Source organism: Acinetobacter sp. YZS-X1-1, from assembly GCF_000804305.1.
GTDB lineage: Bacteria > Pseudomonadota > Gammaproteobacteria > Pseudomonadales > Moraxellaceae > Acinetobacter > Acinetobacter variabilis.
Genome location: NZ_JWHB01000015.1, coordinates 56,747 through 81,194 on the forward strand (window position 1 = coordinate 56,747; position 24,448 = coordinate 81,194).

The window sequence follows — 24,448 nt, forward strand, 5'->3', positions numbered from 1 at the left end:
CATGGGAGTTCAAACGTTTTAAAAGTGTCTTATTAATTTTAAAGACTCAGCATCTGCATAAGATCAAACTGAATACTTGCAGGAAAGCTGAGCTAAAGGTTCATGATTTTCTAATCAAGCTTTATTGTCATAACAGCCTGTATTTTGCATAAAAAAGCCTGACGAATCAGGCTTTTTTACTTAACTATAAAACTTCATTATTTATTGTCAGGTAGTGCATAGGCAACCAAAGAGTCACCCATTTTGGTACCGAAGGAACCGTGACCACCCGCCATAATCACAACATACTGCTTACCATTGGCTTCATAAGTCATTGGCGTCGCTTGACCACCTGCAGGTAGACGACCTTTCCACAGCTCATCACCATTAGTCACATTGATCGCACGGATGTAATTGTCTTGAGTTGCACCGACAAACATCACATTACCTGCAGTCGAGATTGGACCACCTAACATTGGTACACCCATTTTAAATGGAGGCAATGGAATGCCCGGCATACTGTCACGAATCGTACCGATACGACGTTTCCAAGCGATTTCATGATTGGTCAGATCAACACCAGCCACATAACCCCATGCAGGTTGCTTACATGGTAAGCCGAATGGAGAGAGGAAGGCACTGATTTCAACACCATAAGGCACGCCATACATTGGCTGTACCCCCGCTTCAGTACCTGCACCTTTGGCAGTCTGCTTACGGTTCGGATCTTGCGGAATCAGACGAGATACAAATGGCAAACCAATTGGGTTGGTCAATGCAATTTGACGGTCTGGATTCACAGACATACCGCCCCATTCGAATACCCCCAAGTTACCCGGGAAGACCAGCGTCCCGTTTTCAGAGGGTGGTGTATAAATACCGTCATAGTTCAGTTTTTTGAACGATACACGACACATTAACTGATCAAACATAGTGGCACCCCACATGTCCTTATCCGTCAATTTATCTTGAGGAGCCAGATTAAAGTCAGAGAACGGTTGAGTTTTTGAATACCACTCGCCTTTGGTTTGCGGACCGCGTTTTACTGACTGAGGTACTGGTTTTTCAGTAATCGGAACGATCGCTTCACCTGTACGACGGTCTAATACAAAGGCATTACCGGTTTTGGTCAGCACATAGATCGCTGGAACCATTTTCCCGTTTTTGTCTTTGATATCAGTCAATGTCGGTTGAGCGGGTACATCCATATCCCACAAGTCGTGGTGAGTAGTCTGGAAGTTCCAGATCAATTTACCGGTAGATGCATTAATCGCCAGCATAGAGTTCGCATAACGCTCGTCTAGCTCAGTACGGTGACCACCGTAGATATCCGGTGTACCTACACCTGTTGGTACATAGACGATATCCAGCTGTGCATCATAAGCCAATGGCGCCCATGCGTTTGGAGAGTTATTTACGAATTTTTGACCAGGAGCTGGAATCGCGTTTGGATCTTCCGCACCTGTATCAAATACCCAGAGCAATTCACCAGTATTTACATCATAACCACGAATAACACCTGAAGGTTCTTCAGTTGAATAGTTATCTGTGGTTGAACCGGCGATGATAATGGTTGTACCTGTCACCACAGGAGGTGAAGTCGGGTTATAACCGCCTGGATATGGGAATGGCATGTCTTTTTGCAGATCGACTTCGCCGTTATTACCAAAGTCGGAACATACCTTACCAGTAGTTGCATTGACCGCCACCAAACGTCCGTCATTCACTGGTAAGATTACTTTCTGAGGACATTCGGCAGACGTTGTAGAACGAGCAGCTAGACTGCTTTCAAAACCGGTAGTGTTATTGGCATCGTAATAAGACACTCCACGGCAAGTTAAATGCTGGAAGGTATTGTCCGCTTTCAGCTTAGGATCAAAACGCCATTTTTCCTTACCCGTCGCAGGATCAAGTGCAATCAGGTACTGGTGAGTGGTACACATAAACAGGTTATTACCCACTTTAATCGGGGTTACCTGATTCGTAGTTTCACCAGAATCTTTATCCGTTTTTACATCACCGGTATGAAATTCCCAAGCTAACTCCAGATCTTTTACGTTATCAGCAGTAATCTGTTTCAATGGAGAATAACGTAGGCCGGATTGAGTACGACCATAGGCTGGCCAGTCTTCGTCAGCAATACCTGGAATAGACTGATGCACTGCAGGCTGCTGTGATTTTAATTCGCCACGGATTTCTTGCGGATCATTAAATACAGAATAAATCATGACAGCAATTGTAATTGCCAGCGAGCCAGTCAGCGCTATTTTTGCAGCTTTGCTATCACCAAAACCGCGAGTCACTGCAGGAATCAGCAGAGCCAGACCGAATAGACCTAAAATATCTAGACGTGGTGCCAGTGCAAAGAAGTCTGAACCCACTTCCCAAAGCCCCCATACCACTGTACCAAGGACCAATACTGCATAAACAATAAGAGCTGTGCTTTTACGTTTTTGTAATAACACTGCTGTCGCCAGGAAGAACAGACCGGCAATGATATAGTACCAAGACCCACCAAGTGTTGCCAGATATATTCCTCCAAATAGCAGAACCAAACCGAAAATGGCAGCAATAGCTGCCAGAATCGTTTTCAGTACTGAACCTGAAGACGAAGTATTCATATTGAACACCTTTTTTTTGATTTCTTGAACGTCTAAGCACTTAAGCGGCATAGACACCATATTGTTAAGTTCTTAGTTATAAATACATGAATACTTGGAGTATCAGTTCATCAATGCCCCAAAGTAATGGAAGAATCAATTGTGTATTTGCAACTAAAAACTCCGATTAGAACGACGTATTAAACTTGATTCCACCCACCCAGACATTTTCACCGTCTTTATATGCACCGACATGATGGACATATTGCAGGTTTGGACGGATGGTCAGCCAGTTAGTTGCATGAATGCCGTAATAGATTTCTGTATCGACTTCTTCACTACGGTTACCCAATACATCATTGTTCATATTGATCCGGGCAACACCCAAAGCGATTTCATCCTGTGGACGGGCATCCATCGCACCTTTGTAGACAAGACCGATATTTTGCATATCACTAACTTGGTTGGTTTTAGAGTCATGAACAGTGACGTTCACGAAACCGCTTAAACCACGTGATGTATCCCCTTGATGTGAAGTCAGCTGTTGCTTAGCTACAATCCACCCCCCGTGATGATGACCATTTTGAGTTTGTTCATCTTGTGAAGTCACGCCATCAAATATTTTGGCATCAGCGGTACTGTAGTAATAACCGGCACGATATTCACCTGGCAGTTTTTGCTCACCTAGTTTCGGTGTCCACACCACTTCTGCAGGAATAATCGCGCCTTTAGATCCGTCTGTGCTCAGGTTAAAGCCTTTGCCACGATTGTCAGCATTTTCAGGGTTGTATTCATAAACCCCTACCTGAGTATAAACTTCCGGGGTAACGTTATATTTAACCCGCGCAGCCCATTGAGAAACTGGCCAGTTATACCATTGATCCCCTACCCAGTTACCCACTTGTGAACCGCACAATGCCAGATTCTGGAAGTCACAATCAAAACTGTTAAAGTCTTCACCTTCACCAAAACGTCCGACTTTTACATCCAGTTTTTGATCCAAGAATTGTTTCTTGATCCAGAAATCTGTTAGACGCCAAGTTTGACCGCGACCCCATACTTCCTGAACTGAACTTAAATGTCTTGTAAGCGCATCAGAAGTATTCGAAAGGTTGCGACCATCACGATGAGTTACTGTAATTTGTGCTTCAGTGTCTTGCCAGCCAGCAATTTTTTCCAGATCCAGATGAGTACCCAGGTTTAACTGACCTGTATATTCTGTGCCATGGCTATTTGAGCGTTTCGCGTCAAGCAAAGTTGCCATTTCACCTGTATATCCAAAGCTAAAATCATAGCCCTGCTCTTGAAGCTGGATACGTTGACCATTCCAGTCACCCAACATCCACGGACTTTCTGCACTAAATGCATCAGCGGCCTGAGTAGTTGTATTTGCCAATAGCAATCCAACTAAGGATGTATAGACAGCCTTAGATAAGGGAGAAATAGACATTAAATGCTTCACCTTAATCACGTTTTTACTAAATATAGTACACTCATTTAATTTTTTAGTTTCAAATAATGAAGGAAAAGTATTAATAATGTTATGAAGTTTAGCTAATCTAATCCTTTTGTTAATTTTAATTTAAGAAAATTTTAAATTTTAAATTCAATAATTTAAGAGGAATTAAATATAATATTAATAAAAACAATGCTACCTATAAATATTTTTTCTACATCAGTTCTTTTGTACAAAAATTTACCAATTCAAATTGCGTAATAAAAAACATTTGGTCTTTTTGTGCGTTTTTTATACTGAAACTTGATGGTCATCGCCTTTCTATTCTTGAATTTGTTACCGAGGAAAATTGAAAAAATCTGGTTCTATAAAGGTATCTAAAACCATTAAATAAGATAAAAAGTGATATCTGTTAAATAAAGTTTAAATATATGTAAAAATTAAAATTATTGACTCTTTATAGTTGATTATAGATGTATATTTTCTTAATCCTTTCTATCAATATTCTCGTTAACCACTTTATATTGGCTTCATCTTTTGATCAGCTAATTGTAAGTAAAATGAGTCATTATAAATAACTCCATTGAATCGCTACAAAATATGTAATGATTCGAGCTTAAAACTAAATAAAAAATGATTTAATATAGAATATAAAATTTAAAAACAATAATTTGCATCGATAAAAGTATATATTTTATTTTTCAAATCTTACCAATTCTCCCTCCTCTTTTCCTACTTGCAATTAAAGCTATTCAGTCACATGATTAAGTGATCAAGGCTGCATATCAAGTGAGTAAAATCATGACGCCTGAACAATGCTTCCAAGCCATTTTGGCCCAATCCAAGCAGCATGATGAAGAAAAATCCTAGCGCTCAAAGCTGGAAAATAACCTGATCTTGCTCAGTCATGAACTGAAGGAAATAGCAGAACACATTGAGGAACAATTCATTGATCTCATCTTCGCTGAAATGGATCATTTTCTAGAATCTCAAGGCTGGAATTCAGAATTTATTAATACCAGAAATAAAAGATATACCCTGAATAAAAAAAATATTTATCTCAGTGCGCTTAAACCAGCGATTGGAAAATTTTTATTTGTGATTAAGCATGACCTGTTTGAAAGTACTGAACATCAGGTGGAAGCCTGCTTTAAAGATAGTACGACCTTGAGTCATTTTAAAACTGCCATGCAAGGTGGAAATCTTAAAAATGATATTCCGATCAAGGCGCTTGAAGAATGGTTAAAAGGCTTACAGTTAACATTGCAGAAATTAAAAGCTGAAAGTAACAACCTTCAGGCTGATGGTCTGACCTATGAAGTGATCAAGGTCGGTCAGATTCATCATAAAAGACTGTCTAACTTTATCGAAGCCTTTTTATCCATTCTGGAGCATAGATAAGCCTGTTTAAAGTTAGGGTTGGTTTTTAAAATTTATTTACAGGCGCTGTAATTCATTGACCGCACTTCCTTGTTCTGCGAGCCATTTCGCGCGTCGCTGGAACAAAGCTGGGGCAGCCTGATTGACCTGATCAATTAAGATTTGTAGATCAGCACGTACCAGTTTTCGGTTTTCTACTACTATCTGACCGTTCACCATGGTCATGTGCACATCTTGTCCTTGTACTGCATGCACCAGATTGGTATGTAAATTAAATAACGGGCCTTGATCAATCAAGGGTGTCATTCTTGGGGTCGCAATATCTACTGCAATCATATCGGCAAGTTTTCCAGCTTCTAGCGAACCAATCTGATCCTGCATACCTAAGGCTTTGGCACCTGTCCGAGTTGCTATCTGACAGACTGACCATGAGTCGAGTGCTGCGGCATCTAAACCGGAAAACTTCGCCAATAATGAAGCAGTTTTCATTTCTTCAAACATATCCAGATTATTATTTTCTTTCTCGCCGTCTGTACCCAGTCCTACTGCTATGCCGTGTTTAAGCATTTCCGTAATGGGTGCAGCCCCCGAGGCGAGTTTCATATTCGAGATCGGATTATGTGCGACACCAATATTATAGTGTTTTAAGATTTCGATCTCTGTTGAATCAGCCCAGACACAATGCGCTAACAGACATTGAGGCACATCCAGCATACCCATTTGCTCCAGCGTCTGGATCGGGCGCACGCCATAACGTCGAAGGTTTTCTTCGACATCAAACTTGCTTTCATTGCTATGCGTGTGAAAACCAGTCTGATATTCATGACATATTTTCTGGATACGTGCCAATGCATTTTCTTCAGCATAAAACAGATGTTCCAAGCCAACCCAGACCTGAATTCGCCCATTTTCGGCTTGATGCCATTTTTGAATTAAAGCTTCATTGCTATTGAGGGTTTCAAAATAGTTGTGATCTGGATGTTCAGCCACATATGGCACCAGCACTGCACGTATACCGAGTTGCTGTGCAGCCTCGGCACTACCTTCCATATAACGCCACATATCCACAATGGTAGTTGTGCCGGATAGCAGCGCTTCTGCATAACAGAGATAAGAGGCGATTTTGGCATCTTCCGGAGTCACTACCCGATGCATCGGGTCAATAAACTGCTGCAGCCAGTCCCAGACTGGTAAACCTTCGGCAGTACCGCGGAGCAGGCCTGAGTGGCAGTGGGTATTAATCAAACCCGGCATCAATAAACTTTTGGGATACTGGGTAACTGCAGCTTCAGGATATTGCTGAGTTACTTCCTGTAATGTTCCTACCTGTTTAATGAGAACACCATCAATCAGGATGGCACCACCTTTAATACAGTCCAGGTTTGAGTTCATGGTCAGGACATAATCTGCGCTTATAATTTTCATAAAGTAATTCCTGAAATTCGTCCGATTAAGGGCTAAAGGTTTTGCCAAGTGACGCTGGTAAATTGAGTTTCAATAACTTCTTGTCATGTGAAATGAGGACTAAGACAATAATGGTTGCGATGTATGGCAATGCCGATAACAGTTCATTCGGTACTTCTAGACCCAGCGCTTGAGCATGAAACTGCAAAATCGTTACACCACCAAATAGATATGCACCCAACATCAAACGTGTTGGTTTCCATGCAGCAAAAACGACTAAAGCAATTGCAATCCAGCCGCGCCCTGCAACCATATTTTCAATCCACATCGGCGTATAAACCGTAGATAAAAATGCACCGCCAATACCTGCCATTGCACCGCCAAACATGACTGCACCATAGCGAATCGCCAGCACGTTATAGCCCATGGCATGTGCACTTTCTGGAGATTCCCCTACTGCTTTCAGTAACAGGCCTAAACGGGTTTTACTCAGTACCCACCACACCAACACAAAAGCAAGAATGGACAGATACACTACATAGTTTTGCTGGAACAGGACTGGTCCTATGAATGGAATATCTACGAGTCCCGGAATTTTTAGATTTTCCAGACCCGGTAAGGCGGTACTGACATAATTCTGTCCAAGAAAGGCTGAAATCCCGATCCCAAAAATAGTGAGTGCCAGACCACAGGCGGATTGGTTAGTACTTAAGGACAAAGTAAAAAATGCAAAAATTAGTGCCATCAATGTGCCTGCCAATCCGCCCATAAATAAGGCACTGGCGACACTGGCTTCATACTGGCTAGCGAAAGCAAATCCAGCAATGGCACCGACCAGCATCATGCCTTCTACCCCAAGATTGATGACACCGGTACGCTCTGCTACCAGCTCACCCAGCCCGGCAAAGATCAATGGCGTTGCCGCAGCGACAGTTCCGGCAACAATTGCGGTTAATTCAATACTCATGTTGTTATCCTTTTTCTGTCTGGATCAGGCTACTTGCGTAGTGGTTATGGTTTTTTTGATTTTCTTTTTGGCAAAACGGTAGCGGTTTTCAATCAGGGCATCTGAAGCGAGCAGGAAAAATAAAAGCAGGCCCTGGAAAATTCCGGTAATCGCGACTGGGAGTTGCAACTGCATTTGTGCCAGTTCGCCACCTAAATAGATCAGCGCCATCAGGAAACCTGAAAGTACGATTCCAATTGGATTTAGTCGGCCGAGATAAGCCACAATAATGGCCGCATAACCGTATCCTGGCGAAATGTTCGGATTGAGCTGGCCGATTGGCCCTGCTACTTCACAGATTCCGGCGATCCCCGCCATCAGACCTGAAATTCCTAAACTTAACCAGATGGCTTTTTTAGCTGAAAATCCTGCATATTGGGCTGCTAAAGGCGCCTGACCACTGACTTCCAGTTTATAGGCCATCAAGCTCTTACGGATAAAAATCCAGAACAGCACCACTGCGATGATTGTGATAAAAATTGAGGCGTTAATCCGTGTGCCTTCCATAATCAGCGGCAAGGTCGCGCTTTCCGAGAACATTACGGATTGTGGAAAATTCATACCATCCGGATCACGCCATGGGCCATTGACCAGATACATGAGCAGGAAAAACGCGACATAGTTCATCATCAAGGTCGTCAAAGTTTCCTGTGCATTAAAATAGGTTTTTAGCAGTGCTGGAATCAGACCCCAAATTGCACCGCCAATCGCGCCCATAATCACCATCAACGGTAAAATCCACCAGCCGATCTGCTCATGAAACAGGATGGCGATACCACCGCCAAAGATGGCCCCCATAGCCAACTGCCCTTCGGCACCAATATTAAACAGACGGGCACGAAACCCAACAGCTAGACCTAAGGCAATTAAAATCAGCGGACTGGCTTTAATTATCAGCTCACTCAGGTTATAGATTGAGCTTAGCGGCTCGATAAAAAAGATATATAAAGCCTGAGCAGGGTTCACTCCAAGCATTAAAAACAATAGGCTACCCACCACTAGCATGGCGAGTAATGCAAGCACGGGGGAAAGCCATTTCATTAATTGAGAAGGATGTTCTCTAGGTTCTAATAAATGCATATTTACACCTCTTCTCTACGCGTGTGCTTCATGGACAGGCTCGGACTCAGCTAATATTGCTGGATCTGCCTGAATACCTGACATGAGCAGGCCAATCTGTTCTGCATTGGTATTTTTAGCTGGAACGGGTGCAGACAGCTTTCCACAAGCCAGAACACAAATCTGGTCGCTAATTTCAAACAGTTCTTCCAGCTCTTCCGAAATTACTAAAATCGCAACGCCTTGGCGGGAAAGATCAATCATGGTTTGACGGATAAACATCGATGCGCCGACATCAACGCCCCAGGTTGGCTGGGAAATAATCAGCACTTTAGGCTGTTGCAGGATTTCACGTCCTACAATAAATTTCTGCAAATTCCCGCCCGAAAGGCTGCGCGCTTCAGCTTGTGGTCCTGCTGCTTTTACCCCGAATTTTTCGATACATTGCTGGGCAAAAGCGACAGTTTTATCAAACTGGATAAAGCCCCATTTGTTTAAACCCTGACGGAAAGCAGTCAGTAAGGTGTTTTGTGCCAATGTCATATTCGGCACAGCACCCCGACCTAAACGCTCTTCCGGAACAAAGCCCAAGCCTAGATCACGTCGCTGGCCTGCACTGAGTTCAGAAATGTCATGATCTAATAGAAAGACTTGGCCTTTTTTCGCCGTTTGCTCACCGGAAAGCAGAGCCAGTAATTCAGATTGACCATTACCCGAAATACCGGCAATGCCCAGAATTTCACCCGAATTCAGGTTGAGTTGAATATTGGATAAGGACACGCCAAAAGGATCATCAGTTTCATAATTCAGATTTTTTACCTGGAACAGCGTGCGATGTTCGCCTGTATATTTAGCATGCGCATAAGTCGGCAATTCCCGGCCAATCATTAATTTGGCCAGTTCACTGGTACTATTTTCAGAAGGCAGTACATAGCCGGTGACTTTGCCATTACGCAGAATTGTAGCTTCATCACAGAGTTCTTTGATTTCATGCAATTTATGGCTGATATAAAGAATTGAGACACCTTGCGAAGCCACCAGTCGCAAAGTTTTAAATAACTGACGTACCGCTTGTGGGGTTAAGACTGAAGTCGGTTCATCTAAAATGAGTAGGGACGGATTTTGGAGTAGACAGCGGATAATTTCGACCCGTTGTCGTTCACCAACCGATAAAGAAAAAACTTCACGCCGTGGATCTACCGGCAAGCCATATTGTTCTGATACTTCGGTAATTTTAGCCGATAAGCTTTTTAGATCTATTTTTTCATCCAGACCTAATAAAATATTTTCAGCCACGGTCATGGTTTCAAATAAGGAGAAATGCTGGTACACCATGCCGATGCCCAGTTTTCTGGCCATCGACGGACTTTCTATCTGTACTTCTTTGCCATTCCAGACGATATGACCGCTATCTGCTTTAGTGGCGCCGTAGATGATTTTCATCAAGGTGCTTTTACCAGCACCGTTTTCACCCAGGATGGCATGAATTTGCCCAGGTTGGACTTTTAAATGAATACTGTCATTTGCTTTCAATGAGTTATAGCTTTTGCTGATATTAATCAGCTCCAGTCGTGGAATTTGCTGCTCATTGAGCGATGACGTTTCGATGTCATTTGACATGTGAGGCAGATCGCTCATAACTCAGTCTCCACTCATTTTGGCCCAGTCCATAAAGTGATTCATGGACTGGGGGGATGATTTTTCAGGATTTACTTTCTTTTATTTTTAAGTCATACACATAGTGAAAGAATTATTTAGGTAATGAACCTTCAACCCCTTTCACATAGAAGTTCATTTTTGCAAGCGCTTCATCTGTCATTTTGCTGCCTTTGGTAATCACCAAAGTTCCATCCTGTTTATAGATTGGACCCTGGAATGGATGTAATGTGCCTTTATGAATCGCACTTTGTGCATTTAAAGCGGACTGTTTCACCTTGGCAGGAACAGCAGGCCCGAAGTTTTCAATTTTCACTGCATCCTGTTTTACGCCATACCAGAGAGCGGCAGGTTTCCAGGTTTTATTAACCACTTGCTGCATGGCTGGGGTATAAATTTTTTCCCAGTGCAATACTGAAGCAGCCAGATGTGCTTTAGGACCAAATTTGCTCATGTCTGAATCCCAACCAAAGGCATAAACGCCTTTTTGTTGAGCCGCTTGCACCACTGCTGGCGAATCCGTGTTTTGCATCAGCACATCAGCTTTTTGAGAAATCAGTGCCAAAGCCGCATCACGTTCTTTACCCGGGTTAAACCATGAGTTCACCCAGATGACTTTGGTTTTGACTTTAGGATTGACGCTTTGTGCACCCAAGGTATAGGCATTAATATTACGAACCACTTCCGGGATCGGGAATGAGGCTACGACACCTAAGGTATTGGTTTTGGTGGTTTGCCCCGCCACTACACCCAGCATGTAAGCACCTTCATAGGTACGCACATCATAGATGCCAAGGTTTTTCCCTTGCTTATAACCAGTCGCGTGCATGAATACAGTATTGGGGAACTGCTTCGCGACTTTTTCCATCTGGTTCATATAACCAAAAGAGGTCGCAAAAATGACTTTATTACCCTGCTGTGCCAGATTACGAATCACACGTTCAGCATCGGCCGTTTCAGTCACATTTTCGATATAAGTCGTTTTAAATTTTCCGCCCAAAGCTTTTTCAGCTTTAATACGCCCCTGATCATGAGAATATGTCCAGCCATGGTCACTGGTTGGTCCAATATAGACAAATGCAGCTTTATCGACTGCAAAGCTCTGGCTACTGATCCCCAAACCAATAATTGCAGCCGCAATTACAGGCAGTGAAAATTTTTTCATTATCTTTTTATGTTTGGACATATTCAGCATAAATTGCCTCCGTGAATGCCATTTGAGTTTTATAAATAGCGGCTTTAAAATATCTGAATCGACATCAAAAATTTTACTGATTGCTATATTTCTATTAATTAGCAACTTCTATTCCAATTCAGTTCAAAAAATAGAACAGGTGGATTGCAAGACAGTTATAATTTTTAGAATGATCTGTTCTTTTATTTATTTCTATAAATTACAATTATTTACTACCAAATATTTGATATAAAAAAGTTTAACAGTTAAGAAAATAAGCCGAGAAATATAAACTCCAATCTAAGTCAATAAACAAAGCTGCTAGAAAACCAGGCTCAGCTCAAGATTGAGAAATTAATAAGGTTGAATATTTAAAATTTCTTGTGATTTTATTCTGATCTGCGCTAGATAAGTGCGTCAGATCTAAATCGTGTGCGCCAATAAATGGCTTATAGTTGGCAATGTACTGAATGGATAGAAATAGATTTTTAAAAATAGACAAACAAATTTAGCAAAGTAATTTGAAAAAATACAGAAACTGGATTGCAGCGTTTTAAATTGAGCTTACAATCCAAAAAATCTATATTTATGGTCTTATAAATAAAATGAAGCAGGATTATAAAAAGAATAATTTCAAATCTTCACCGAGATGACCAGAAGTCTTTTTGCAATTGAACCGTTTCCTGTTCAAGTTCCGTGATTGGTCCAATCAGCTCAATATTCTTCTGACCATGTGTAAAGACATAAGCAGCAGAAACACTCATGGTCGGATTCTCATTGTAGTTTCCAGTACATTGCAATAATTTTTCTTCGGTCATGGCATAGACCACCCGTCCGATATTGGCCCAGTAAATGGTTCCAGAACACATGCTGCAAGGTTCAACTGCTGTATATAAGGTGCATTCAGCTAAATAGTCTGGTGTAAAATTGCTGGCTGCGATCCAGGCTAAGGTGCTTTCTGCATGGTTGACCGTGTCGATATTACATTGGGTCAATAAAACCGTTTCATGATCAGGTTCAACTAGGACTGCACCAAAAGGATGATGGCCTAAAGACATTGCTCGTTTGGCAACTTCATTGGATAATTTTAAAAAAGATAGCTTTGCTCATGACTAGGCTGTGGCATAAATCACTCTAACAATTGAGAGTTCAAAGGTCATATATGCTTTATAAAATAGGACTTTGAACAGATGACATGGAATAAAAAAAGCACCCCAACAGACCAGGGTGCATAAAGGAGGAAATTTAATTTAAACAATATAACGTTTGCTTAGCCCCCATTCCGCCAAAATGCGGCGATAGGTCGTTGAAGAACGGTCAGCTTCAAAATGCGCTTCCATCGTAATATCCAAAGGTAACTCCTCCGGTTTTTGGCTTTCGACCATGTCCTGATCTTCAGAAAAAATCTGTGCGTTAAAATCGTAAACCGCTTGCAGATCACCAGTCGTATCAAAGTTACGGGTCAACGGCACAAATAAGCGGGTTTTATTGTGAGATACCGGACAGCAGGCATTTAAAATTTTTAGGATGCCATTTTCTGGAAAATGCACCGTTAAAATCGCTGAAAATGGTGGATAAACATCAAACACACGTTTCCACAGGAATCCTTCTGGTGCCAGATGCTGCAGGCCATGCGGATAATTGCTGACATCACTGACATATTCCGTATGCAAGCCATAAGGGGTGCGCACAGTTGAATACTTTTGCACGATCGGGTTATCACGTGAAGCAAAAGATTCATGATGCACCCAGGCAAAATGCGCTACATCGATAAAGCCCTCCAACTGCCGGCCACTTGAACCGCTGATATCAACAAATGGCGGTAAAATGGATTGATGCTCTGCGCTGTCCCAAGTATCCAGATCAGGGAAATTAGCTTCTGATTCATCTCGGCTAAATAGGCTGGTCCAGACCAGACCATATTTCAAGACCACTGGAAACTTGGTTAAAGTAAAACGATCCGAAATGTTAGTCAGTTCTGGTTGAGCCGGTATTTTGGTGCATTTTCCTTGTGTGTTGTAATGCAAGCCGTGATAAGGACAAATGATTTCTTCACCCTTTACCCAGCCTTTGGTTAATGGCACACCACGATGCGGACAAATATCACGAACCAGATGAATGCTGCCACTCTCAGTTTGATATATCGCCATTTTCACATCCAGAAGTTGTACCTGCTGTGGCGTAGTACTCACATCCTGAATACGGGCAACTGGATACCAATGCTGAGCCAGGATATTCCAGTCTGATGGGTCAAAGCCGCTACAGTGCGGTTGACTGAATAAATTAAGCACCGGGATCGCATTCATAGTTCACTCACAAATATTTATCGCATTACAACGGCTTAAATTTTTCTCTCATTAAGCTGCCTTGTTGTTCTTTGATAAAATTAGCCAAATGCCTGTTCTGCTGTCTATTAGAATGTTTCGTAGCCCATGTTCCAAAAAATAGAACACAAAACTTCTACCGTTCCATTTCTTTGAAAATTGGCACAGAAATCGCTTATCCACTTGATAGAACCAGAATCACTTAATTTCTAGCTGAAAATTATGTGATTAAAACGATGTGCAGGTGGATTGACGTGATTTTATGAATATTACTTTTTCAAGATTTTCAGAATATTTTATTGCCGTAGCCAAAACAGGCAGCCTCAGAAAAGCAGCTGATCAGCTTTATATTTCCGTCTCCGCGATTCATCGTCAGATCACTCTGGCAGAAGAAGAATTTGGTATCGTGCTTTTTGAACGGTTACCGAGTGGCCTGAAGCTAACTTTAGCGGGTGAATTACTGTATGCGGATCTACTCAAATGGCAAAAAGAATTCCAGCAGACCTGTGTACGTTTTGATGAAATTCAGGGTTTATCACGCGGCAGCATTGAACTAGGGCTCATTGCGGCACTCAGTGACGGTTTCGTTTTAGATTCCCTGCAATATATGTATGAAAACTATCCCTGGATCAATTTCAATATCCAGATTCAGGAAAGTGATACCGTCTCTAAAATGATTATGGATGCTGAAGTTGATTTTGGCATTCTGCTCAATCCTAAAAGTCATAATCAGCTCGAAGTCATGTCTTTTGTGGAAATCCCGGTTGGATTTGTGATGGCCAAATCTCATCCTTTAGCTCAGGCAGAAAAAATCTATTTTTCCGACACTTTATACTTTAAGCATCTCATTCCCTGTGCCCCTTTAATCATTCATGACTATGTCTATAGCCTGTATAAACATCACCAATTTATGCCACAGCAAAAGCTGGAGTGTAATGACATTCGCATGATTACCTCTCTGGCAGAGCGCAACTTAGGGATTGGGGTACTGTCCTACATCGATGCCTTGCCTTATTTAGAGCGTGATGAACTGGTGTTTAAACCGATCATTGAAAAAGGGATGCATCCGTTGACCCTTGCCCTTTGTGTGGCACCGAAACGGCAAATTTCCCGTATCTCACAAATCATGATGAACCATCTGATCGACCAGATGGAAGATTTGAAAATCAAATTACAACAGCTTAATGCCTCATGTGCTGCCTGATTCATATGCAGGACAAATAAAACTTATTGGAAAAAAGATATGACAACCTTATGGATTAAAAATCCTCTCGCTGTATTTACCGAGAATGATCTGGATACCCGTGGTGGCTTGGTCATTTGTGATGGCAAAATTATTGAACTGGTGGCTCTAGGACGAACCCCAGCATCGCCTTATGACCAATTCTTTGATGCCCAGAATTTAGTGATTACACCGGGACTAATTAATAGCCATCATCATTTTTATCAGACCTTAACCCGTGCCTGGGCTCCTGTGGTAAATGCTCCGCTATTTCCGTGGCTAAAAACCTTATATCCAGTCTGGGCCAAATTGAATACTGAACAGCATTATCTAGCCACACAAATTGCATTGTCTGAATTACTGCTTTCCGGTTGTACCTTTGCTGCGGATCACCATTATCTATTTCCACAGCAGCTGTCCGATGCCATTGATGTTCAGGTTGAAGCATCAAAACAATTAGGGATTCGTGTGATGCTGACCCGTGGTTCCATGAGTCTGGGTGAAGATTCTGGTGGCCTGCCACCACAACATACCGTACAGGATATGGATACGATCCTTTTGGATTCAGAACGACTGGTGCAGAAATACCATCAGCGTAGTGCTGATGCCATGGTCAATATTGCGCTTGCACCATGTTCACCATTTTCAGTCACACAAGAAATTATGCAAGAAAGTGCTGCACTGGCAGAAAAACTGGATGTACGTCTGCATACCCATCTGGCTGAAACACTGGATGAAGAACAATTTTGCCTGTCCAAATTTGGCATGCGTACCGTCGATTATCTGGAAAGTGTAGGCTGGCTTAATTCCAGAACCTGGCTGGCGCATGGCATTCATTTTAATGCTGATGAGATCCAACGCTTAGGACAGGCTCAGGTCGGTATCTGTCATTGTCCACATTCCAATATGCGTCTGGCTTCAGGGATTTGCCCAACCATAGATTTACTGGAAGCAGGTGCAGTCATTGGTCTGGGTGTGGATGGCTCTGCTTCAGGTGATGCATCTAACCTGATTCTGGAAGCCCGCCAAGCGATGTATTTACAGCGCTTAAAATATGGTGCAGAAGTGATTACACCTGAACGTGCTTTAACCTGGGCTACACAAGGCTCGGCACAGTTATTGGGACGTGAAAAGCACCTAGGACAAATCGCACCAGATTTTCAGGCAGATTTAGCGTTTTATAACCTAGATGATGTCCGTTTTTCAGGGATTCATGACCCGATTGCCGGCCTATTAATGTGCGGTGCAGACCGTGCTGAACATGTCATGGTCAATGGACAATGGGTCGTAAAAGACCGGGAAATTCTAAATCTGGATCTTGAAGCGGTTCAGGCTGCACATCGTCAGGCAGCGAAAGCTTTACTTGCTGCCTAAAAAATCTATTAGCGAATCCCTAATATTTAAATATAAAAAAGCCCTTCAATATGAAGGGCTTTTTGCCAAGAGGTTAAACGTAGAATTAATCTAAAGGATTGCCAATAATATTGCTGATAATCCCTTTCATGATATGCGGTCCCTGCTCTTTACGCAGTTCTTCATACCATTCTTTGGTCACGGCTTCATCTTTCATATGTGTGACATCACAACGTTTACGTGCACGCAAGACCAGCTCATTGGCACGTTCATTACGTTTGTTCTGATAGCGTTTCAAGGCATCTTCCAGACCCAGCGTATTAATCTGTAAAGACCGAGCCAGATAGATCGCATCCTCCATGGCCTGACAACCACCCTGACCAATATCCGGTGTGGTGCTATGTGCGGCATCACCAACAATTACGACACGACCTTTATAGAACTGGGCAAACGGTTCAATATCATGAATTTCAACCCGATTGGTTTTCTGTTCATCCAGCGCATCAATCAGATGCTGAACCGGCGCACACCAACCTTCAAAATACTGTTTCAACAAGGTTTTATATTCCGCCCGATTATTCTCTAAACCAACTTGCAACGGCACATCAAAGAAGAAATAGAATTTTCCATCTGCCACAGGCATCAGCGAAACACGCTTACCTTGTCCGACAAATGTGGTCCATTGATCTGCCGGAGTAAGCTTTTCTGAAATTTCTACCAGACCATTCCAGTTAACATAACCGGCATAGCGACGAGCAACCTGTTCACCCAGTACATAGGTACGGGTAATGGAATGGGTTCCATCTGCACCAATCAGTAGGTCTGTTTTGATTTCTGTACCATCAGCAAATTTAACCAGAACACCATCTTCCTGTTCTTGCAGCTCAACCATCTTCTTGCCAAGCTGAATATCTTCACGACCAAACTCGTCCATCAACATGTTTTGTAAATCTGCACGTGCCACTGGATATGGACGTTGTCCCACTTCTTCAATTAACGGCAATAAACTAAACTGGGTCATGGTGTCGCCCGTCAAGCCATCAATATAGGCCAGCTGATCCATTTGGCCACCAAGCTTGGCGACCTGTTCAGTTAAGCCCAGATAATTCAAACATTTTACCCCATTTGACCAAAGTGAGATTGCCGCGCCCACCGGTAAAATTTTTTCTGCCTGTTCATAGATGGTGACTTTATGCCCAAACTTTTTTAGTGCAATTCCTGTGGTCAATCCCCCCATCCCTGCACCAATAATTGTAATCTCCATCTATTTACTCCTCTCAAAATTGTATTTCTTCCTCCCTGTGTAGCTAAAAGCGTGCCATTTCGAAAATAATGCACTGATTTTTCTCAAAAGTTGGCACAGGCCGTGCATTCATCTATTCATTAAAAACCTGTTTTTATAAGGTCTTTCAGCAGAATTACAGACTTTTATAAAAAATTAGATTCACGTTAAACATAATTTGAATGGAACATAGTTATGGCAACATTATTTGCACCCATTTTCGAGATCCCTGCGCATATCCAGCAGCTTACCAACCTGGCTGATAGCCGGATTGGTGCAGAAATTCTTGAATGTTCAGATGATTTTTTTGCTGAAGCAAAACGAATGTTGCAATTTGATGCACCAATTTTTGTTGAAGATAAATTTGATGATCATGGCAAATGGATGGATGGCTGGGAAACTCGCCGCAAGCGCCATGCCGGCTATGACTGGGCCATTGTCAAACTAGGTGTGACTGGAACCATTAAAGCTTTGGATATCGACACCACGTTCTTTACCGGTAACTACCCGGCTTCTGCTGCAGTTGAAGCCTGCTATGCACCAAATGGTGACTTAAGCACTGCAACCTGGCACTCAATTTTACCAAACAGTATATTAGGTCCGAGTCAGCATCATATTTTTAATATTACTTCAGACGAAGTCTTTACGCATGTGCGTCTAAATATTTTCCCTGACGGTGGTGTAGCGCGCTTTAAAGTCTATGGTGAAGTAAAAATTCAGGTTCAGGACAGCAATCAGGTGGTTGATCTGGTCGCTCTGGAAAATGGCGGCCGTGTCATTGCCTATAGTGATGCGCACTTTGGCCATCCACGTAATCTGATTAATCCGGGGCGTGGCATCAATATGGGTGATGGCTGGGAAACCAAGCGCCGTCGTACACCCGGCTTTGACTGGTGTATCTTGGCTCTGGGTCAACGTGGTCAGATTGAAAAAATTGAGATTGATACTGCGCATTTTAAAGGCAACTTCCCTGCACAAGTTTCTATTCAAGCGATTTATATTGAAGATGCGACTGATCAGCAGTTAATTCCGCAAAGTATGTTCTGGCCATTCCTGCTTGAAGCACAAGATATGCAGATGGATCATATTCATAGCTTTGTTGAAGAAATCTTAAAACAGGAAAAGATTTCCCATATTCGAGTGAACATGATTCCGGATGGTGGCATTAGCCGGATTCGACTGTGGGGAAAAGTTGCCTGAGTAATTATATCTATGAGCATACAAAGCATAAAAATACAGCCCTTAACTGCTGAAAGTTTCTTGCCTTATGGCGAGGTCATTGCCTGTGAAGGCAATGATTTCTTCCATATTAATGATCAGCAGACTGAGCGTTATCATGCTCTGGCGGTTGCTGAAACAGATGCTAAAGTTGGTCTAAGTATTTTTAGAAATATTCAGACTACAGCAATTCCCTTTGCAATCGAAATGCTGGAGCGTCATCCTGTCGGTTCACAAGCGTTCATCCCAATGCATGGCCAGAAATTTTTAATTGTGGTTGCGCCTAATCTGGATCATGAAAAACCTGATCTCAGTCAAATTCAGGCTTTTATCAGTAATGGCACACAAGGTGTAAATTACCGTGCCGGAACCTGGCATCATCCTTTGCTGACCTTTGAAGATCCGAGTGATTTTGTGGTGATCGATCGCATCGGTACTGGTCCAAATTGTGACGTTTATACTTTTCCTGAAAAGATTTTTATTGAAAATTAAGCCCATTAAAAAAGCCCTTATCAATAAGGGCTTTTAAATTTCTTATTTGTTGTATTTAGAAATGATATTTCACTAAAGCACTCACGTTATTTTCATCTGCATCCGGAATACCGTATTTGTTATTCCAGACCGAATGCTCAATACCGAGATATAAATTGGTATCTGGAGAAATGTGCTTGCCGACATTCCATTTCCACTGGGTCGTCCAGTTCATCTCGCTCGCATGATCATCCTCAGCAGTTGACCAGTCCAGGAAGCCATCTACCAGGAATTCTTCAGTACCCAATTTAAATGGTACACCATAGGTCAAGGTGAGCTGATAGTCGTCTTCCATATTTTCGTTATTTACACGATAAAGATTTACACTGGCATAATTGAATTTTGGAATAGCCAGGTCGAAACCTACACCGTACAGGAAGTTATCAAAACCTTCACCACCTTCCCAAGTCGTTGCCACCAGCACATCTTTCACTGGACCAAATGCCAGCTTTTGGCCTGAAACTTCACCCAGACTTAAACGTGGTGAAAATTCAAAATAACTTGATTTAATATCATCGGAACCACGCATACGGTCAATGAAAAAGAAGACATCTGCATATTTAACTTTTGCAGCGTATTCAACAGTTAGGGTTGCCTGTTTTTCATCTACAACTTCATAGTTTTCCCCATAAAGCCCAGTAACGCTAAAATCCTGCCAGACTGGTTTTGCCTGTGCAGATGCTGCACCTAATGCAAGTAATGTTGCAGCAGCAACTTGAGTAAATTTCATAAATAAGGTTCCCCAATGGAATTAAAAATCTCATTCTGGATTAAGCAAGAACAAAGCCAACTTTTTTAATTTTTGATAAAAAAAGCCCATGACTGGCATGGGCATATGGAGGAAATCAAACTTTAATGCAGCGTTTCTGCGACCTTTTCCGGAACCTCTGTTTTTGACTTAAACATTGGCAGATGATTAAACAGAATGTTTAAAAGGATCGCCATTAAACAGGTTGAACTGATGCCAGAATGGAACAGGGTTTGGAACCATTTAGGGAAATTGGCATAGAAAGAATAGTCAATAATCGGGATCATGCCTGCTGCAATTGAAGTTGCAACAATAATCAGATTTTTCTGCTCGTTATAATCTATTTTCGCCAAGGTGCGGATACCACTCGCAGCCACTGTACCAAATAGCACCAATCCTGCACCACCAAGTACCGGAACCGGAATTGCGGCGATTAGTCGGCCCATAATTGGAAGTAATCCCAAAACCACTAAAATCATACCGCCAGCAGCGACCACAAAACGGCTTTTAATCCCGGTAATGGCAACCAGCCCGACGTTTTGTGCAAAAGCACTTTGCATGAATGAACCAAAAATCGGTGCAACTGCACTTGAGAACATATCTGCACGCAGACCATTGGAAATACGTTCTGAATCTACTTTGGTTCCAACAATTTCACCTACAGCAATAATATCAGCCGTTGTTTCAGTCATAATCACCAACGTCACAATCAGCATGGAAATGATTGCACTGAGTTCAAAGGTCGGCATGCCAAAAGCAAAGAAACTCGGAAATTGTACCCATGCACCATGGCCGACTTTACTAAAATCGCCAAAACCAAACAGATAAGCCAGTACTGAACCCATTACGATCGCCAATAAAATAGATAAGCGACGAATCGAGGCATTTCTGCTCAAGTTTAGACAGATCACAATAGCCAAGGTCATCACGGCCAGGCTGATATTTTCAACACTTCCCCATTCAGGTGCATTTTTATTACCCCCCATCATCCAGCGAACAGCTACGGGTAAAAGTGATAAACCAATAATAGTAATCACACAGCCGGTCACGGCTGGCGGGAAAAAGCGGATAATTCTAGAAAAATAAGGCGCCAAGAAGAAACCAATTAATGAAGCTACGATGACTGCACCATAAACAGCTGATAGGCCTCCACCTGTGGTTACGATCGCCACCATCGTCGCCACGCCCGCAAAGGAAACCCCTTGTACCAGTGGTAATTTGGCTCCGATATATTTCACTCCAATGGTTTGTAAAATCGTAGCCAGACCGCCAACAAACAATGCAGCCGCAATCAATAAACCGATTTGTGTAGCTTCCAAACCTGCGCCAGTACCCACAATGAGTGGTGGTGCGATAATACCGCCGTACATGGTCAATACATGTTGCAAGCCATAAGCTGCACTTTTGCCTGCACCCAGATATTCATGTTCAGGTGAAATGTTTTTGCTTTGTTCTGTCATTCTTTTTCTCTCCCTCAAAGCTTAAATAAAAAATCAGCTTCCGCGATATGTGGAGTACGCGAATGGGCTGATCAGTAAAGGAATATGAAAGTGCTGAGAGGCATCTTTCACCTGAAAATGAATGACTGCTTTAGGAAAGAAAGTTTCCAGACCTAAGCCTTCAAAATAATCAGAAGTAGCAAATTCAAGACTGTATTCACCTTCCTTAAATTCGGTTAAACCAAAATCGGTGACTCGACCATCTTCATTGGTAAATGCCTTTCCGAGTAATGCACCTTCTTCATCAAAAAGTTTGATCAACACATGTGATGCAGGTTTGCCGAGATGCGTATCTAAAATATGAGTGCTGATCATGCTTGCAGCTCCTGTGACAGTCTTAATAAAGCGATTTCCGCCAGTTGCGTATGGACAATACCTTTTTCGGTTTCTGGATCATTTGCTAAACGATCTTTCAAGGCATTCAGCACTTCCTGGCTATTTAGACCAGCCGCTTTAATCAGGAAGATATAGCCATATTTTTTTTCATAAGCGATATTGCCTTCTAGCAAAGCTTGCTGAGTTGCTTCGTCCTGAGTTATCGCAGCCTGTTCACGATTGGAAAAGTTTTTTTCAACTTCGCTTAATTCAGCCTGTGCCTTTTTTTTACCAATACGTGGATGATTATCCAAAGCTGCTTTGATTTCGTCCCAGGTCCAAGTTGCAGCCTGTTGTCTGGCTATATTCAATACATCTTCAACAGCTGCATAAGGACGCTTTGCTTCAATCTGGGTCGACCAGCTCGGTATTTGCACACAGTGCTTTAAAAAAGTAATGGCCTCTTCCGGAGATGCCTGATTAAATTCAACGAGTTGCACTATTAAATCGCCTGATGATATTCATTTTTTGTTCAGTACAGGTTTTGCAATATCAGTGCCAAATCTTCTTAATCTTGTGTTTTTATATGATCTATAAAGCAAAAAAGAGAACTCAAGGTTCTCTTTTTTAATATATTTTTCTCATTTTGGTGCGTGATATTTATACCAATGTGCTGCTATATCGCCCCGTCGGCAAATCCAGACTTTTTCATAACCTTGAATATAATCGAGGAACTTTTGTAGGGCTTTAAAGCGTCCCGGCCGTCCTAAAATACGACAATGCATTCCGATCGATAGCATTTTTGGTTCAGTTTCACCTTCAGCATAGAGTACATCAAAGGCATCTTTTAAATATTGATAGAATTGTTCCCCGCTATTAAAGCCGCCCGGTGAACTAAATTTCATATCATTGCTTTCTAAAGTATAGGGGATGATCAAATGAGGGCGTGTTTCCCCTGCCTGATTGGTCAATGTGCTCCAAAATGGCAAGTCATCTCCGTAGTTGTCGCAGTCATATTGAATCTGAGGAAAGTCAGCCAGCAATTGACGGGTATTTGGACTATCCCGACCGGTATACCAGCCAATCGGTGCTTTGCCGAACAGGGTTTCCAATACGCTAATCGCCTGATCCATGTATTGGCGTTCAAGTTCAATTGGCATGTCCTGATAATGCACCCAGCGCTGACCATGTGACACTACATCATAATTGGCTTCTTTAATCGCTTCGACTATATAAGGATTGCGGATTAAAGCCATCCCAACCCCAAACATAGTCATCGGCAGATTACGCTTTTTAAACTCATTGTGAATCCGCCAGAAACCTGCACGTGAGCCATATTCATACATAGAATCCATCGACATGTGTTTGTCTGGAAAGCTGGCTGCGCCAATAATGTCGGATAAAAACTGTTCTGAACCGGCATCACCATGTTCAATGTGGTTTTCACCACCTTCTTCATAATTCAGTACAAACTGAACTGCGACACGGGCCTGATTAGGCCATTCTACTTTTGGTACATCGCCATGATAGCCAATCAAATCACGTGAATAAGGCTGGTTTCGAATTTGATCTATGAGTTCTTGTCCGCGTAGATATGTGCTGGTCACGTTTAATCCCTGATGTGTTATATCAAACAGTAAAATTGAATAAGCGTGACAAGCAATTTATGCGCCATAATAGAACATCTATGAAATTTAAAAATATTCCTAATATTTCTTATCATTCCACAAGTTTAATTAGATAAAAATGCTGCTAAAGTTTTAGTATTTTTATCTAGAATTGGGTGATTAGGAACAATGATTTTAAAACTATTAGGTTTTAGAACAGCCTCATAAACTTTAATATCTTGTTGGTAGTATTTATTAAAATAATTAATTGATTCAATTAAAGCCATTTTATTTGGGTCATGATTAGTGAGCTTTGCCCCCAAAATCACTGAAGATATATAAGTTGCAGGAATTTCTTTTAACAGTGAATTAAAATTACTAGAATCATAATCATGTGCTAATGTTCTAAATTCATTTTCATATGACCAATCCGTTGATTTTATTAAATACTGATTCGCAACGAAATCCAGCAATTTTGCTCCATTTGCTACATCAAAAATTGCTAATGGATTTGATATATCTAAAGGAATTTTTGGAAATTCATTCTGATATTTTACAGCTTGGACATTAAATACCTCATGTACTATAGCTTTATGATTAGGATGTGTCCTCATTTGAAGAATTGGTTTTAAATA

Annotated in this window: 20 protein-coding genes and 1 pseudogene; 5 read left to right on the top strand and 16 right to left on the bottom strand. The window is 41.9% G+C overall.

Translation table 11 applies throughout. The features are described 5' to 3' along the window. Window positions 1–197 precede the first annotated feature (197 nt). Together RJ01_RS09600 and RJ01_RS09605 are read right to left on the bottom strand one after the other, a co-directional pair. A complete protein-coding gene (locus RJ01_RS09600) occupies window positions 198–2,600 on the bottom strand; it encodes a glucose/quinate/shikimate family membrane-bound PQQ-dependent dehydrogenase (RefSeq protein ID WP_034170902.1) in 2,403 nt (800 codons plus the stop codon). A 166-nt stretch (window positions 2,601–2,766) separates the two neighbouring features. Then, complete coding sequence (locus RJ01_RS09605) at window positions 2,767–4,029, bottom strand: carbohydrate porin (protein ID WP_034170903.1); 1,263 nt, start codon at window positions 4,027–4,029, stop codon at window positions 2,767–2,769. A 903-nt stretch (window positions 4,030–4,932) separates the two neighbouring features. On the opposite strand from RJ01_RS09605, the gene RJ01_RS09610 reads away from it, so the two are divergent. Beyond that, entirely contained in the window at window positions 4,933–5,436 is a 504-nt protein-coding gene (locus RJ01_RS09610; protein WP_034170904.1) for a hypothetical protein, read from the top strand. A gap of 36 nt (window positions 5,437–5,472) precedes the next feature. Here RJ01_RS09610 and RJ01_RS09615 read toward each other — a convergent pair whose 3' ends face one another. The 7 genes from RJ01_RS09615 to RJ01_RS09645 all read right to left on the bottom strand — a co-directional run bounded on the left by RJ01_RS09615 (window position 5,473) and on the right by RJ01_RS09645 (window position 14,020). Further along, entirely contained in the window at window positions 5,473–6,840 is a 1,368-nt protein-coding gene (locus RJ01_RS09615) for an amidohydrolase family protein (RefSeq protein ID WP_034170905.1), read from the bottom strand. 25 nt (window positions 6,841–6,865) lie between these two features. Next, the gene (locus tag RJ01_RS09620) at window positions 6,866–7,786 is read right to left on the bottom strand and encodes an ABC transporter permease (protein ID WP_034170906.1); all 921 of its coding nucleotides are present in this window, start codon (window positions 7,784–7,786) and stop codon (window positions 6,866–6,868) included. A gap of 24 nt (window positions 7,787–7,810) precedes the next feature. After that, a complete protein-coding gene (locus tag RJ01_RS09625) occupies window positions 7,811–8,905 on the bottom strand; it encodes an ABC transporter permease (RefSeq protein WP_034170907.1) in 1,095 nt (364 codons plus the stop codon). Window positions 8,906–8,920: 15 nt separating this feature from the next. Continuing rightward, on the bottom strand, window positions 8,921–10,522 hold the full coding sequence (locus RJ01_RS09630; protein ID WP_171248466.1) for an ABC transporter ATP-binding protein: 1,602 nt from the start codon (window positions 10,520–10,522) through the stop codon (window positions 8,921–8,923). A 112-nt stretch (window positions 10,523–10,634) separates the two neighbouring features. Next, window positions 10,635–11,735: a BMP family ABC transporter substrate-binding protein gene (locus RJ01_RS09635; RefSeq protein WP_034170908.1), complete on the bottom strand. Its 1,101-nt coding sequence runs from the start codon at window positions 11,733–11,735 to the stop codon at window positions 10,635–10,637. 620 nt (window positions 11,736–12,355) lie between these two features. Continuing rightward, window positions 12,356–12,772 carry a nucleoside deaminase gene (locus RJ01_RS09640; RefSeq protein ID WP_264673487.1) on the bottom strand — a complete coding sequence of 139 codons (417 nt, stop codon included), beginning with the start codon at window positions 12,770–12,772 and terminating at the stop codon, window positions 12,356–12,358. Between the two features lie 192 nt (window positions 12,773–12,964). Continuing rightward, a complete protein-coding gene (locus RJ01_RS09645; RefSeq protein ID WP_034170909.1) occupies window positions 12,965–14,020 on the bottom strand; it encodes an aromatic ring-hydroxylating dioxygenase subunit alpha in 1,056 nt (351 codons plus the stop codon). A 280-nt stretch (window positions 14,021–14,300) separates the two neighbouring features. Between RJ01_RS09645 and RJ01_RS09650 the strand changes: the two genes are divergently transcribed. Beyond that, window positions 14,301–15,242 (top strand): LysR family transcriptional regulator, encoded by a 942-nt coding sequence (locus RJ01_RS09650; protein ID WP_004785832.1) that lies wholly within the window; start codon window positions 14,301–14,303, stop codon window positions 15,240–15,242. A 39-nt stretch (window positions 15,243–15,281) separates the two neighbouring features. Next, window positions 15,282–16,634, top strand: a complete 1,353-nt coding sequence (locus RJ01_RS09655; protein WP_034170910.1) for an 8-oxoguanine deaminase — start codon at window positions 15,282–15,284, stop codon at window positions 16,632–16,634. A gap of 85 nt (window positions 16,635–16,719) precedes the next feature. Here the strand turns inward: RJ01_RS09655 and hpxO are convergent, their stop codons facing one another. Continuing rightward, the gene (hpxO, locus tag RJ01_RS09660; protein ID WP_004785836.1) at window positions 16,720–17,877 is read right to left on the bottom strand and encodes an FAD-dependent urate hydroxylase HpxO; all 1,158 of its coding nucleotides are present in this window, start codon (window positions 17,875–17,877) and stop codon (window positions 16,720–16,722) included. A 213-nt stretch (window positions 17,878–18,090) separates the two neighbouring features. Here hpxO and alc point away from each other — a divergent pair, with 213 nt between their 5' ends. Beyond that, the gene (gene alc, locus RJ01_RS09665; RefSeq protein ID WP_034170911.1) at window positions 18,091–19,095 is read left to right on the top strand and encodes an allantoicase; all 1,005 of its coding nucleotides are present in this window, start codon (window positions 18,091–18,093) and stop codon (window positions 19,093–19,095) included. Between the two features lie 12 nt (window positions 19,096–19,107). Then, entirely contained in the window at window positions 19,108–19,605 is a 498-nt protein-coding gene (locus RJ01_RS09670; RefSeq protein WP_034170912.1) for an ureidoglycolate lyase, read from the top strand. A 55-nt stretch (window positions 19,606–19,660) separates the two neighbouring features. Here the strand turns inward: RJ01_RS09670 and RJ01_RS09675 are convergent, their stop codons facing one another. From RJ01_RS09675 to RJ01_RS09700, 6 genes and pseudogenes are all read right to left on the bottom strand, one after another. After that, window positions 19,661–20,374, bottom strand: coding sequence for an outer membrane protein OmpK (locus RJ01_RS09675; RefSeq protein WP_004785842.1), 714 nt, complete (start codon window positions 20,372–20,374; stop codon window positions 19,661–19,663). A 122-nt stretch (window positions 20,375–20,496) separates the two neighbouring features. Continuing rightward, complete coding sequence (locus tag RJ01_RS09680) at window positions 20,497–21,852, bottom strand: nucleobase:cation symporter-2 family protein (protein WP_034170913.1); 1,356 nt, start codon at window positions 21,850–21,852, stop codon at window positions 20,497–20,499. Window positions 21,853–21,885: 33 nt separating this feature from the next. Then, window positions 21,886–22,206, bottom strand: a complete 321-nt coding sequence (gene uraH / locus RJ01_RS09685) for a hydroxyisourate hydrolase (protein WP_034170914.1) — start codon at window positions 22,204–22,206, stop codon at window positions 21,886–21,888. Next, window positions 22,203–22,706 carry a 2-oxo-4-hydroxy-4-carboxy-5-ureidoimidazoline decarboxylase gene (gene uraD, locus RJ01_RS09690; RefSeq protein ID WP_034170915.1) on the bottom strand — a complete coding sequence of 168 codons (504 nt, stop codon included), beginning with the start codon at window positions 22,704–22,706 and terminating at the stop codon, window positions 22,203–22,205. Before uraD ends, uraH begins: the two co-directional genes overlap by 4 nt. Before the next feature lie 141 nt (window positions 22,707–22,847). Next, the gene (puuE, locus tag RJ01_RS09695; RefSeq protein WP_034170916.1) at window positions 22,848–23,813 is read right to left on the bottom strand and encodes an allantoinase PuuE; all 966 of its coding nucleotides are present in this window, start codon (window positions 23,811–23,813) and stop codon (window positions 22,848–22,850) included. 125 nt (window positions 23,814–23,938) lie between these two features. After that, window positions 23,939–24,448 (bottom strand): annotated as a pseudogene (locus RJ01_RS09700) (DUF2971 domain-containing protein); the annotation flags it as partial.